This window comes from Fontivita pretiosa (genome assembly GCF_050410795.1).
Taxonomy (GTDB): Bacteria; Planctomycetota; Phycisphaerae; order Tepidisphaerales; family Tepidisphaeraceae; genus Fontivita; species Fontivita pretiosa.
In genome coordinates, this window is sequence record NZ_CP191258.1 from 1051070 (window position 1) to 1064004 (window position 12935).

Consider the following 12935-nt stretch of genomic DNA (forward strand, 5'->3'; position numbering starts at 1 on the left):
ATATTATTGACGTGTTCGCCCCAATGCCATAACTTCGTGGCAAAGAAGCGGTGATCCATGAATGTGGTCTCGATCATGGCGCATCAGGACGATGAGATGCGCTGCCTGGGAACGATGCTCAAGTGCCGCGCGCGGGGCGACGCGCTGGCGTTCGTAACACTGACCGACGGCTCCGGGGGGTTCGTCCATCAGCCGGACATCAGCCGCAATGACGCCGCCAAAATCCGGCACGAGGAGATGCTGGCGGTCGCGTGCGCTGTCGGCGCCCAATTCATCAACCTCGCCGAACGCGATGAGTTTCTTTACGACACTGCGGAGCTGCGCGTGCGGCTGATCGAGGCAATCCGCAAGACCCGCGCCGACGTGATCTTCACCCACTGGCACGAGGACTACAACCTCGATCACACGATCACGCATCAGCTCGTGCGCCAGGCGGCGCTGCACTCGCATCTGCCGATGATCAGGACCGATTCGCCGCCGCTCAAGCAGCACCCGGCGATTTTCTGCGTCGAGCCGCACGGGCCGATTCCGTTTCCAGCGTCGTACTTCGTGGACGTGACCGATTACGAAAATGAGAAGGTGCGGCTGCTGAACCTGCACCGTTCGCAGAATGCGGCGTTCGAGGCGTTCAGCGGAGAAGCAAGCCCGCTGGAGAAGATCTGCCGCCGACATGACGCCTACTGGGGCGAGCAGGCCGGCTGCGAGTTTGCCGAAGCGTTCGCCCCCATGCACACACGCGGCGCCATCAAGCCGTATCCGCTGTTGCCATGAAGCACACACAGCACAGGACAAAGGGCCGAAGATGAAAGCGCTGGAGTTTCAGGGCGTCGGTCGTCTTGGACTGGTTGACGTGCCGGTTCCCCGGCCCGGGCCGGGACAGTTGCTGGTTCGCACCGGCGCCGCGGTGATCTGCACGTCGGACATCAACGAGCTTCGCACCGGCATCTTCGGCGCCAAGCTGCCGATCATCTTTGGCCACGAGGGCGCCGGCACCGTCGCCCAGATCGGTCCCGATGTGAAGGGGTTCAAGGTCGGGGATCGCGTGGCCACGCATCCGGTCCACTCGTGTCACGAGTGCGAGAACTGCCGCGCGGGGATGGAGCACCTGTGCGCAAGGATGCGTCACTTCGGGCTGAACATCCCGGGGACATTTGCCGAGTATTACATCGTCGATGCCGAGCGGGCGCGCACGGTGCCGGCGACGGTGCCGTTCGAGCCGCTGGCGCTGGCCGAGCCGATCTCGGTATGCCTCCAGGCGTTGGCCCAGGCACGGGTGAGCGAGCGATCGCGGCTGCTGATCCTCGGCGACGGGCCGTTCGGGATCCTGATCTCGATTCTGGCGCGATCGATGAAGGTTGGGAGGATCGTCGTCGCCGGCTCGCACGATTTTCGTCTGCGCGCCGCCGATGCGGACGAAACGGTCAACATTCGCAAGGGCGGCGAGCCGAAAGGCCCGTTCGACGCCATCATCCTGGCTGTCGGAAAAGGCGCCGCGGTACAGCAGGGGCTGGCTCTGCTTCGGCCCAAGGGGCGGTTGGTGATCTTTTCGGCGGTGAACGATCCGACGCCGATCGACCTGCTCAGCGTGCACATCAGGGAACTGGAGATCGTCGGCGCATGCAATGATGAGGATCTTCTCGATGAGGCCGTGCGCCGGCTCAGCCAGAACCACGCCGCCTTCGCGCGGATCATCACTCACCGCTTTCCGCTGGAGCGGTACAGCGAAGCCTTCGACATGGCCGCCAACCATCACGACAGCGCACTGAAGGTCGCGTTTACCTTTGGCCAAGAACCATGAAAATCACCGACGTCCAGGCGATCGTACTCGACAACCACAAGGACTATTCTGTTCCCGCCGGCGCGGAGGAGGCATCCGGTGTGCGATACGTCTGCCTGATCCGCATCGAGACGGATGAAGGGATCGTCGGCTGGTCGGATGTGGAGACCCAGCCGCATGTGGCGCAGCAGATCGTGAACATCCCCCCTGGCGGGGGGGCGGGGTTCGAGTCGCTGCGCTCGGCGCTGATCGGCGAAAATCCGCTGGAGCGCGAGAGGCTGTGGCAGAAGGTCTACCGCTTTTTCGCGTACTTCGGGCGGCAGGGCGCCGGGATGCAGGTGCTCAGCGGGGCGGACATCGCGCTGTGGGACATCGCCGGCAAAGCCTTCAACCGTCCGGTGTGCGAGCTGCTCGGGGCGCGATATCGCGACAAGGTCAAGGCTTATGCCTCGACTCTGTTCCGCAACACCCCCGACGACATGAAGCGCGCCACCGCGTCGTACCTGGAGAAGGGCTTCCTGGCGATCAAGTTCGGCTGGGGCGTGTTCGGGGAGGATCTGGAGCTTGACGTGGCGCTGGTGAAGGCCGCTCGCGAGGAAGCCGGCGAGAAGATCGATCTGCTGGTGGATCCCGGCTGGTACAACCCGTTCGATCGCGCCGATCCGTTCAAGCGGCGGACGCTGAAGGACTGGATCCGACTGGTGCGCCGGCTGGAGGAGCTGAACGTGCTCTGGCTGGAGGATTTCCTGCATCCGGAAAACGTCGAGGGCTACGCTCGCGTCGCGGAGCATACGGCGACGCTGCGTCTGGCGGCGGGCGAGCAGTACGCGGGAATCAACGAATTCGAGCGGCTGGCGCGGGTCGGGAAAATCGACGTGATGCAGCCGGATCTCAGCCGCTGCGGCGGGCTGACCGCCGGCAAGCAGATCGCCGATCTGGCCACTCGCCTCCAGATCGACTGCGCTCCGCACGCCTGGCTGACGGACCTGCTCACCGCCGCCTCGCTGCACCTGAACGCCTACCTCATGAATTCGCTGTTTTTGGAATACAACGTGTCCACCGCCGACGCGCTGCGGAATCTGTGCGTAAATCGGATTCAAATGAAAGACGGCTACATCGCCGTTCCGACCGGACCCGGGCTGGGAGTGGAGGTCGATGAAGCCGTGGTGAAGCGCAATCGGATCTTGTGAGCACAAACCGCGTCCTGAGCATCCGGGCAAGCCCGGATCAGTGGTTTGTTCGGGTTTTTCGCCAAAGCTGTGATGCGTCGTTTGGTCTGTTCAGTTCGATACGATAGTTCTGCAATGCCATGAGACCTCTTCGAGCCGCCACCGTGCAGTTTCAAAGCGTCAACGGCGACAAGCCGGCCAATCTCCAGAAGATTCGCAGCTTCGTGGAGCAGGCAGCGCAGCAGCGTGTGCAGCTCATCTGCTTTCCCGAGTGCTGCATTACGGGTTACTGGTATCTGCGCAAGCTCGATCGTGAGCGGTTCGCGGCGCTGGCCGAGCCGGTCTTCGACGGACCCTCATCGCGGTTTTTGATGGAGCTGTCGCGGCGGCATGGGATGACGATCGGCGCCGGCCTGATCGAAGCGGGCGACGACGGGCGATTCTACAACACCTTCGTGGTCGCCATGCCTGATGGGCAGTTTCGCCGGCACCGCAAGCTGCACACCTTCGTCAGCGAATTCCTGAGCGACGGCAACGAGTACACCGTGTTTGACACGCCGCACGGTTGCCGCGTCGGCGTGCTGATCTGCTACGACAACAACATCATCGAGAACGTCCGCATCACCGCGCTGATGGGCGCCGAAGTGCTGCTGGCGCCGCACCAGACTGGGGGCTGCGCCACCAGCAGCCCCCATGGCATGAAGCCGATCGACGTGAACCTCTGGGAAAACCGCCACAAGGATCCGGCAGCGATCGAGGCGGCGTTCCGCGGCGACAGTGGGCGCGGGTGGCTGCTCCGCTGGCTTCCGGCCCGCGCCCATGACAACGGCATGTTCCTGATCTTCTCCAACGGCGTCGGGCGCGACGATGACGAGGTCCGCACTGGAAACGCGATGATCCTGGATCCTTACGGTCGGATCATCGTCGAGACCTGGGAAGCCGCCGATCGCATGCTCGTGGCCGATCTTGATCCGGCCCTGCTGGAGCGCTGCACCGGGCGGCGCTGGATCACGACCCGCCGGCCCGAGCTGTATCACCCCTTGACCGTGCCAACCGGTCTGGAGCGGCCGACGCGCGTCAGCCGCTTCGAGGGCCTGAGCGTTGCCGGGCCATCGGCGTCGTGAGCGCGCCGGCGCCAGATTCGCCGTGTTCGCGTCGACCCATCGCCTCGAGCAGTTGCCGGTAGAGCTGACGAAACGCCAGGCAAACTCGTTGCTCCAGCTCGGCTGCCGCATGGCGGGTATCGGCACGCGGATCGGGTTGCAGCGGCTGGCCGTAGATGATCCCGTATCGCGTGCGGCGAAGCGGCAGCCAGCCTGCGAATCGCGAGTAGGCCATCGAGTTGACGATCACGCAGGGAATGATCGGCACTCCAGCGAGAATGGCGATGCGTCCGATGCCCGGCTTTATCGAGCCGCCACTGACCACCGATTCGTCAATGCCGCGGAATTGTCCCTCGGGGAACATGGCCACAACTCTGCCCCGCGCCAGTCGATCCAGGATCCTGCGAACGGTTAGCGCATCGGGCCGCGAGCGATCGAGCGGAAACGCATTCATCGATCCGTAGAACCAGCCGAGCAGCGGGTTGCTGAATACCTCGACGATGCTCACGAAGTCCAGGTTCCGCCGCGTGTGTCGCATCAGAAGCGGGATGTCGTAGGGGCTGTGATGATTGGCGGCCAGGATATACGGCCCGCGGCGTTGCGTGATGTCCGCGTTGATGATCGTCGGGCGCGAGGAAACCCAGAACGCCGGGTATCCCAGGTGCCACACGAGATTGTAGAACAAGTCGCTCACGGCATGGCGTGCAGTCAAGGAACCATCGCATCGTCGATCGCACAGGCCTGGCACAACTGTCGGTACGTTTGTGCGAATCGGCACTGAAGCTGCTCGGCCAGTATTTGTCGGGCCAGACGACGACCCGGCTGGCAGACCACGGGCATGACAGGCTTGCCGAAGCTCAGCCACAGCCTTCCGCGGCGCATCGGCAGCCAGGGTTGCACGCAATTGAGTTTTTCAGTCCCGATGACGACGGCCGGGATGATGGGCACGCGTGCGCGATTGGCGATCAGGCACACCCCCTGCTTGATCGCCCCGCCGCGGATCACCGCGCGCGTTCCGGTGGCCACTCCTCCTTCGGGGAACATCCCGACGATCCGGCCCCTTCCCAGCCGCTGAAGCGCCGAGCGGATGGCGCTGACCGGCACGCCCCGACGGTTGACGGGGAACGAATCCACCATTCGCAGCAGTTTCGCCGCCAGCGGGTTCCGGAAAAACTCCACGCGCGCCATCCAGTCGATGTGGCGGTTGAGCACGCTGCTGACGACAAACGGTTCCAGGTGGCTGAGGTGCGTGCAGGCCAGCAGGAACGGCCCGCGCGCCGGCACGCAATGCCGGTTCAGCACCTGCACCCGAACGCACTGCGAGAGAATGAACCTCCCCGCCACGATGGCGGCCGAATGTATCAGGCGACCCATTGATTCCAGGGATCAAGGCAGAAGGAGCAACGCTGAAGCGGGCAGTTGGGATGCTTCATGTGTCACCCGTCTGATTCCCAGTTTCGCGGCTGTCGCGCCGCCCGTCTCGCGTTGCGACAGGGGCGGGATTATACTTGCTGGTCTGACTTTTGGCGCGGTTGCGGCGTGCAAGAGTGCTGTGCGTCCGACTTCGCCGTTTTCCCTCGTGCGCCGCGTGCTGTGGCTGATGCGATGCCCGAACCGCTGGATCCAAGCCTGCTTGAACAGATCAAGTCGATGCTCCGCCGGGATCTGAAGCTCGGACCGGACCTGCACATCGCCGACGATATGCCTCTGTTCCAGAACAGCCAACTGGATCTGGATTCGCTGGATATCCTGCTGCTGGTGACGAACATCGAGAAACAGTTTGGCGTGCGGATCGGCAATGAGGCGGTGGGGCAGGCGGTGTTCAAGGATGTTGCCACGCTGGCGCGGTACGTGCAGCAGCAACGGGGCGGGCAATCGCCCGGCACGAGGGTGACTGAAGTCCATCTGGACAACTGGCTGGACAAGCTGCCGCATCGCGAGCCGTTCCGGTTCGTCAGTCGCGTGATCGAGGTCAAGCCCGGGCAGGGCGCGGCAGGCGAATGGCATGTGCGGGGAGACGAAGCATTTTTCGCGGGGCATTTTCCCGGTCGGCCAATCGTGCCGGGTGTGCTCATCGCCGAGGCGCTGGCGCAGGTATCGGGTCTTGCCGGCCCGGCGGACTCGCCGCCACAAGGCAAGCTGGCGCAGGTGGACATTCGTTTCGAGCAACCCGTCATTCCGCCGGCCCGGATCGAGCTGCGTTCGACGCTCGCCCGCGTGATGGGCTCGCTCCAGATGTATGAAGTGGTGGCAACGGTCGGCGGCAGTGTTGTGGCCCGTGGCAGGCTGACCCTTCAGCGCGGCGAGTGATTCGACATGCGCGCCATCGCAGTGATCATCGCGATCTTGCTCAGCAGTGCGATCGGCGCCGAGTCGCCCACAAGCCGTCCAACCACTACCTCCACCCAACCCGCCGATCAGGTCGATCCGCAACTGTGGAATCGACTCATCCAGATTGATCAGCGCGCCGGGCTGATCCGGGACCTGACCGCCGAATTCGAGCAGCAAAAGTTCACGCCGCTGCTGAAAAAACCGCTGAGCAGTCGAGGCATCGTCCGCGCCACCCGCACGCTGATGCGATGGGACACGACCGAGCCGCAGCCGACGGTGATGATCATCACCCCAAACGAAGCGAGCATCTACTATCCGACCGAGAAGCTCCAGGAGATCTATCCGATCAGCGGGCAGCTTGGGGCACTGGCGGCATCTCCGCTGCCCAACCTGCAACTGCTCAGGCAGCACTTCATTGTCGAGGCCGATTCGGTCAGTGAGCTGGACGCCACGCTTGCAGGCCGCTCGGGAGATTACATCGCGCTGCGTCTGCGGCCAGTGGACCAATCACTCCGCGAACACGTGGCGCAGGTTCGTGTGTTGATCGACACCACAACCGCTTTTATGATCCGCACCGAAATGTTGGACGCTGATGGCGAGAAGACGATCCTGACGTTCGGCAAGATTCAGGCGAACACGAACCTGGACGAGGCGCAACTGCGTCGCCTGCGCCTGCCGGCGGACGTCAGGCTCGTGCGTCCGCTGGAAGGGCTGGCGCCACGCTGAGCGGCGCCCAATTCATCCGACGTACTCTGGCGTATCTGTCGTATCACGGTGAAATCGATCGCCGCCGGACAACCACGCCTGGCCTCAGCCGGGTCCGTACGCTGGCCTTCACGCCGGACAGCGGAATGGTCGGCCGGTTGGCTTACGGCGCTGTTCTGGCTGGCGGGTCGCGCCCGGTGGATCGCGCGGCGGCTGCGACATCCGGTTACGTGGCTGGTGCCGCGGTGCTCCAGCGCCGTTCGCCATGCAGCCTTCGCCAACGCCCGGCGGATCCTCGGCCCGGACGTTTCCCCCCGGCAGTGCATGCGCTTTGCCCAGGCAGTCGTCGCACGCTTCTACGACTTCGTGCTGGACATCGCCGCCAGTGCCCGGCAAACGCCCAGCCAGCTTCGTCAAAGGATCGATTCGATCGAAGGACGCGAAGCCTATCTGGCCCGGCGGCGAAGCGGAGGCGGCGCAGTCATCGTCACCGCCCACATGGGTAGCTTCGAGCTTGGGCTGGCCGCCCTGGCGCAGATCGAACCGCACATCCATGTTGTGTTCAAGCGGGATCCGTTCGGCGGCTTCGAGCAAATGCGTCAACAACTTCGCGACGTGCTGGGCGTGCATGAGGTCGCGATTGATGACGGATGGCACAGTTGGCTGAAGCTGCGCGATGCGCTGCGGGAGAATCAGGTGGTGGTGCTCCAGGCCGATCGCGCCCTGCCGGGACAGAAGGCACTGGATGTGCCGATGCTGCACGGACACCTGCGACTGCCCCTGGGGCCACTGAAGCTGGCGCAGATCGCCGCAAGCCCCGTATTTCCGGTCTTCACGATCTGCACCACCCCCGGCCGATGCCGCCTGTTCATTGAGCCGCCGATCGAAGTAACCGCCGAGGACCAGATCGCACCGGCGATGCAGCGGATCGCACAGACCCTGGCGAAGTTCATCCGGCAGTATCCGGATCAGTGGCTTGTTCTGTGGCCGTCGTTTGTCGAAGACGCGCCCGGCTTCAGTGATGGAACTGACTCTGTTTCACCGGAAGCGCAGTCCTGGCCGCAGGACAGGAGTTGTACACGATGAGCCATCGGACGTCCGAAAGCTCGATCGTCATCACCGGCACGGGACTGGTCACGTGTCTGGGACTGACGCCCGTGCAAACCTGGAATGCGGTCTGTGCCGGGCGGTGCGGCATGGGCACGATCAGCGCCATCGAATCGCAACTGCCGTCGGAAAGCACCGGCGGGCAGGCGGTCGATCTGCCGGAGGACTTTGAATCGAATCTGCCCCGCGAGGCGCGATATCTTCGCTTCACGATCCTCCAGGCGGCGAGCGAAGCGGGCATCAACCTCGCCGACGCCGCCCCTGCCCCGCGGCGGGCGATCATCCTCGGCACAACCCTGCACGGCATGCGCGCCGGCGGACGGTTCCTGCGCAGCGGCAAGTTCGACGAGCTGCGCGCGTTTCTGGCCGGACATACCCTCGGGCTGGCGTGCGGCGGGCTGACGATCGGCGGGCTGGCGGCTACCACCTGCTCGGCATGCTCCTCCAGTCTGGGCAGCATTGCGCTGGCGGCAACACTGCTGGAGTCGGGGCAGTACGACCTGTTGATCGCCGGCGGATACGACACGATCAGCGAGTATGTCTGGGGCGGGTTCAACAGCCTGCGGCTGGTGGCCCAGGGTCCGCTGCGACCGTTTGCTCGCGACCGTGGGGGCATGAAGCTGGCCGAAGGCTACGGAATCGTCGTATTGGAGCGGGAATCCGACGCCAGGCAACGCGGGGCACGGATTCTGGCCCGGGTGGCAGGCTGGGGCGAGTCGGCTGATGCGCATCACCTGACGCAGCCTCATCCGCAGGGCACCGGCGCAGCGCAGGCGATGGCACAGGCGCTGGAGCGTGCCGGGCTGCATCCGCCGGATATCGGGCTGATTGCTGCCCACGCCACCGGCACCGCCGACAACGACGCCGCCGAACGCGCCGCCATGGCCGCCGTCTTCGCTCACCATCTGCGGAACATCCCCGTCGTCGGATTCAAAAGTCATCTTGGCCACACACTCGGCGGCGCAGGCGCCGTCGAGCTGATTCTCTCCCTGATGGCGCTGAACCATCAGACCATCCCCCCCTGCGCCAATGTCTCCGCCGACGACATCGAGTTCCCCGAGCTTTCCGTAGTGACCGGACAGGCACGCACCGCCAGCATTCGCGCAACGCTGAACACGTCGCTGGGCTTCGGCGGGGCCAACACGTGCGTGATTCTCACAAAACCCACGGACGCTGCCGATCGCGCCGCAAGTGGACAGAGCCTGCAACGTCTACGATCCGCTTTGTCATCAGGAAACAGCCACTATTCGGGTCGCACATCGGCAACGCGCGAAGTGTTGATCAGCGGGATCGGTGTTGTGGTTGGGGGCATTGTCGGCAACGAGGCTTTTGGACGGTGGATCGAACGGCCGGGCGGGCCGGCGTGGCAGGGCCACTGGCCGCAGATCAGCGACGCCGAGCTTGAGGGGCTGATCAATGCCCGTCGGGTGCGGCGGATGAGCCAGTACGTCAAGCTTCAGCTTGCTGCCGCCACCATCGCCTGCCGCCAGGCGGGCATCGCCGACATCCCCGCGTTCGCACAGGACAGTGCGGCGGTTGTGGGGACGATGCACGGATCGGCGGGATACAGCTTGAGCTATTACCAGCAGATCGTGAGCGAGGGGATCGGCGCCGCCAACCCGATGCTGTTCGCCGAGGCGGTTCCCAACTCCGGCGCGGCGCAGCTCAGCCTGATGCTTGGGCTGCGAGGCGCCTGCCAGTCGATCATCGGCACGCGAACCAGCGGGCTTGACGCTCTGAACCTGGCGGCCAGCCGGATCGCCAGCGGCGTGTGGGATCGGGCGATCGTCGGCGCGGGCGAAGAGCAGTGCCCAATCATCGAGCAGGCGTACCAGCATTGCGGATTGGCCGCGACATCGCTGCCCGCGGCGGCGCCGTTCGCGCAGGATCACGGCTTCTGTATGGCCTGTGGCAGTGTCGCTGTGGTGCTGGAATCAGCTCAGTCGCTTGAGCGCCGTGGCGGCCGGGCGCTGGCGCGGCTGACCAGTTGGGCCGCAGGACGCGGCGAGCGCGGCGGCGACCTGCCCAACACGCTGGCACGCTGCATTCATCAGCTTGGGCAGATCGATGGGATCGTCAGCTCGGCCTGCGGGACGTGGATCGACCGCGCCGAGGCACTGGCGATCCGCCGCGCGGAGTTCGGCGGCGTGGTGTCAAGCATCTATGGCCATGTGCCAGAGCTTTTCAGCGCGATGCCGCTGGCGGGGCTGGCGGCGGTGCTGCTGAGCGGGCGGATGCCGCGGCTGTCGACACCCGCGGCGCAGTTGGGTTTTTCGCCGGCCAGCGGCGGCGAAACGCCGCGATGCTTCGCGGTGCTGTGCAGCGACTTCGCCGGTAGTGTGGCCGCCACGCGAATCGAGTTGCCGGGATGACTTTCTCATCGGCGACGTGATAATGACTCGCCTTGGTCAGCATGGAATCTCACGAGGGCAGGGATGACCACACTGAACCAGCACATCCGAGCCAGTGCGATCAGGCAGGGACGGGGATGCGACCTGTGGCCGCCAGCGTGGGTGTGGCAACTGCTGGAGCTGACTTCACCGCCGCTCCGTCGCCAAAGCGATGGCTTGGAGTTGACGGTGTATCGTGGCTCAGGCTGCACGCTGGCGTGCGTGTGCCTGCGTGACGCGGTGGTGGCGGCGGCCGATGCGCTGGAGCAGCGCACCGTCGAAATCTACCGGCTGCTGCGCGAGGTGTTGAGCGATTCGCCGCACCCCTGGCCGGTGCGGGTCTGGAACTTCCTCCCCCATATTCATCAGCGGATGGATGCGCAGCGCGACCGGTACATGGTTTTCAACGCCGGGCGGTTCAACGCCTATTGCCAATGGTTCGGCCGTCCCAACCTGCCGCAGCACGTGCCAACCGCTTCGGGCGTGGGACACCGGGGCAGCGATCTGGTGGTGCACTGTCTGGCCGCGGCAGAGCCAGCAGAAGCGATCGAAAATCCGCGGCAGGTACCGGCGATCGGGTATTCCAGGCGCTACGGTCCCCTGCCGCCGTGCTTCGTCCGCGCCACGCTGCTGAAGCATCCCCGCAACAAACGACCGATGCTGCTGGTCGGGGGCACCGCCAGCATCCGCGGCGAAGACAGCATGTATCCGGCCGACCTGCCGAAACAAACCGGCGAAACGCTTGAGAATCTGAGGACGCTGTTGCTGGCGGCGCGGAAGCGGGCGGGAATGCCGGACGGCCCCGGGGGCACCGACCCCCTGGCCGCGTTCCGATCGCTGCGCGTGTACCATCCTGCCATCGCCGATCGACCGTGGATCGCCGCTGCGCTTCAGCGGCGTTTTACCGGCCTGATCGGGCCAGTCGAGCTGCTGCGCGCGGATCTGTGCCGCGCCGAGCTGTTGATCGAAATCGAAGGCGTGGCCGAACTGGCCTGCTGATCCGTCCGGAGGAAAGCTGAACGTGGAAACGAAATTCGACGTGCTGGTGATCGGCGGCGGCCCGGCGGGGGCGACGGCGGCGCTGGTGCTGGCCAGGCGGGGCTGGCGGGTGTGCGTGCTGGAGAAAGCTACCCACCCGCGTTTTCACATCGGCGAATCGATCCTGCCCCGCACCACGCCGCTTCTGGAAGAGCTGGGGCTCAGCTCGGCGCTGGCCCGGCTGCCGCACCTGCCCAAGTACGGGGCCGAGTTCGGTTTCGGCGACGACTTTCAGACGATGAAGTTCCGCTTCGCCGATGGACTGCTGCCTGGCGCGGCCGTGTTCAACATCGAGCGGTCGCATTTTGACAAGATGCTGATCGACCAGGCGCGCGCCGCCGGCGCCACGATCCTGGAAAACACCCCGGTCCGCGGAATTGTCCGCCTTGACGACGACGCCGTTGAGCTGGCCTGCGACCAGAGCACCTTTTCGGGGCGGATCCTGATCGATGCCTCCGGGCATGGCACGGTCGTCGGCCGGCATCTGGGTCTGCGCCGCAGTTTCGATGACCCGGAACTTCAGAAGGTGGCCTATTTCCGGCACTTTGAAAATGTTGAACGCCTCAGCGGCGACCAGAGCGGACATCCGGCGATCATCATGACCAGCGAGGGCTGGTTCTGGCTGATCGGCTTGAACCAGAACGTGACCAGCGTGGGCTTCGTGACCCGACCGACCTTCGTCAGGCAACTGGGCATCAGCGCGGATCAGATGCTTGCGTGGGCGATCGCACGATGCCCGCTGGTGCGCCAGCGCATGCGCGCCGCACGAGCCATCGGCGACAGACACGTACTGGCCGACTTCAGCTACACGTGCAAGCCCTACGCCGGCCCAGGGTACTTCATGGTCGGGGATGCGGCATGCTTCCTTGATCCGATCTTCTCCACAGGCGTGACGCTGGCGATGATGGGCGCCAACGAGGCGGCCAGACTTGTTTGCGACATGCTCCGCGGCCGGACCGCTCCGGCGGAGGCGCGCTCGCGGTATATCCGCTTTGTGGAGTCAAGCTCTGGTGTATTCTGGCGGCTGATCCGCGGATACTATCGCCATTCGTTTCGAGAGCTGTTCATGAACGGCACCGGCCCTTTGCAGGTGCACCGCGCGGTGATTTCGATCCTCGCCGGGCAGGTATTTCCACATCCGCCGTGGTCGCTGCGCTGGCGGCTGCGATTGTTCGAGCTGTTCGTGTGGGCACAGCAGTACGTGCCGCTGGTCGCGCGCCGGCGTGAGTGCTCGCTGCTGGCGCAGGAGCCGGCGCCGCTGCCGTCGCAGGTTTGCGGCGCCCTCGGCACCGACGCTGCGTAGTACCGTTGTCGC

General features: G+C 64.9%; 12 protein-coding genes. 10 read left to right on the forward strand and 2 right to left on the reverse strand.

From position 1 onward, the window contains the following. Positions 1 to 57 precede the first annotated feature (57 nt). From ACQS5P_RS04160 to ACQS5P_RS04175, 4 genes are all read left to right on the forward strand, one after another. Complete coding sequence (locus ACQS5P_RS04160) at positions 58 to 771, forward strand: PIG-L deacetylase family protein (RefSeq protein WP_428939648.1); 714 nt, start codon at positions 58 to 60, stop codon at positions 769 to 771. A 31-nt stretch (positions 772 to 802) separates the two neighbouring features. After that, positions 803 to 1798, forward strand: a complete 996-nt coding sequence (locus tag ACQS5P_RS04165; RefSeq protein WP_428939649.1) for a zinc-dependent alcohol dehydrogenase — start codon at positions 803 to 805, stop codon at positions 1796 to 1798. Further along, the gene (locus tag ACQS5P_RS04170; protein ID WP_428939650.1) at positions 1795 to 2967 is read left to right on the forward strand and encodes a mandelate racemase/muconate lactonizing enzyme family protein; all 1173 of its coding nucleotides are present in this window, start codon (positions 1795 to 1797) and stop codon (positions 2965 to 2967) included. Before ACQS5P_RS04165 ends, ACQS5P_RS04170 begins: the two co-directional genes overlap by 4 nt. Before the next feature lie 119 nt (positions 2968 to 3086). Next, positions 3087 to 4070, forward strand: coding sequence for a nitrilase family protein (locus tag ACQS5P_RS04175; protein ID WP_428939651.1), 984 nt, complete (start codon positions 3087 to 3089; stop codon positions 4068 to 4070). Here the strand turns inward: ACQS5P_RS04175 and ACQS5P_RS04180 are convergent. Next, on the reverse strand, positions 4024 to 4743 hold the full coding sequence (locus tag ACQS5P_RS04180) for a lysophospholipid acyltransferase family protein (protein WP_428939652.1): 720 nt from the start codon (positions 4741 to 4743) through the stop codon (positions 4024 to 4026). The genes ACQS5P_RS04175 and ACQS5P_RS04180 overlap by 47 nt on opposite strands. Before the next feature lie 14 nt (positions 4744 to 4757). Beyond that, positions 4758 to 5423: a lysophospholipid acyltransferase family protein gene (locus ACQS5P_RS04185; RefSeq protein ID WP_428939653.1), complete on the reverse strand. Its 666-nt coding sequence runs from the start codon at positions 5421 to 5423 to the stop codon at positions 4758 to 4760. A gap of 231 nt (positions 5424 to 5654) precedes the next feature. Between ACQS5P_RS04185 and ACQS5P_RS04190 the strand changes: the two genes are divergently transcribed. From ACQS5P_RS04190 to ACQS5P_RS04215, 6 genes are all read left to right on the forward strand, one after another. Next, complete coding sequence (locus tag ACQS5P_RS04190) at positions 5655 to 6359, forward strand: 3-hydroxyacyl-ACP dehydratase FabZ family protein (protein ID WP_428939654.1); 705 nt, start codon at positions 5655 to 5657, stop codon at positions 6357 to 6359. A 6-nt stretch (positions 6360 to 6365) separates the two neighbouring features. Then, positions 6366 to 7106 (forward strand): LolA family protein, encoded by a 741-nt coding sequence (locus ACQS5P_RS04195; RefSeq protein ID WP_428939655.1) that lies wholly within the window; start codon positions 6366 to 6368, stop codon positions 7104 to 7106. A gap of 48 nt (positions 7107 to 7154) precedes the next feature. Continuing rightward, positions 7155 to 8171, forward strand: a complete 1017-nt coding sequence (locus ACQS5P_RS04200; RefSeq protein WP_428939656.1) for a lysophospholipid acyltransferase family protein — start codon at positions 7155 to 7157, stop codon at positions 8169 to 8171. Beyond that, a complete protein-coding gene (locus tag ACQS5P_RS04205) occupies positions 8168 to 10564 on the forward strand; it encodes a beta-ketoacyl synthase N-terminal-like domain-containing protein (RefSeq protein WP_428939657.1) in 2397 nt (798 codons plus the stop codon). Before ACQS5P_RS04200 ends, ACQS5P_RS04205 begins: the two co-directional genes overlap by 4 nt. Before the next feature lie 63 nt (positions 10565 to 10627). Beyond that, entirely contained in the window at positions 10628 to 11581 is a 954-nt protein-coding gene (locus ACQS5P_RS04210; RefSeq protein ID WP_428939658.1) for a hypothetical protein, read from the forward strand. Between the two features lie 22 nt (positions 11582 to 11603). After that, positions 11604 to 12923 (forward strand): NAD(P)/FAD-dependent oxidoreductase, encoded by a 1320-nt coding sequence (locus ACQS5P_RS04215; RefSeq protein ID WP_428939659.1) that lies wholly within the window; start codon positions 11604 to 11606, stop codon positions 12921 to 12923. Positions 12924 to 12935: the final 12 nt, after the last annotated feature.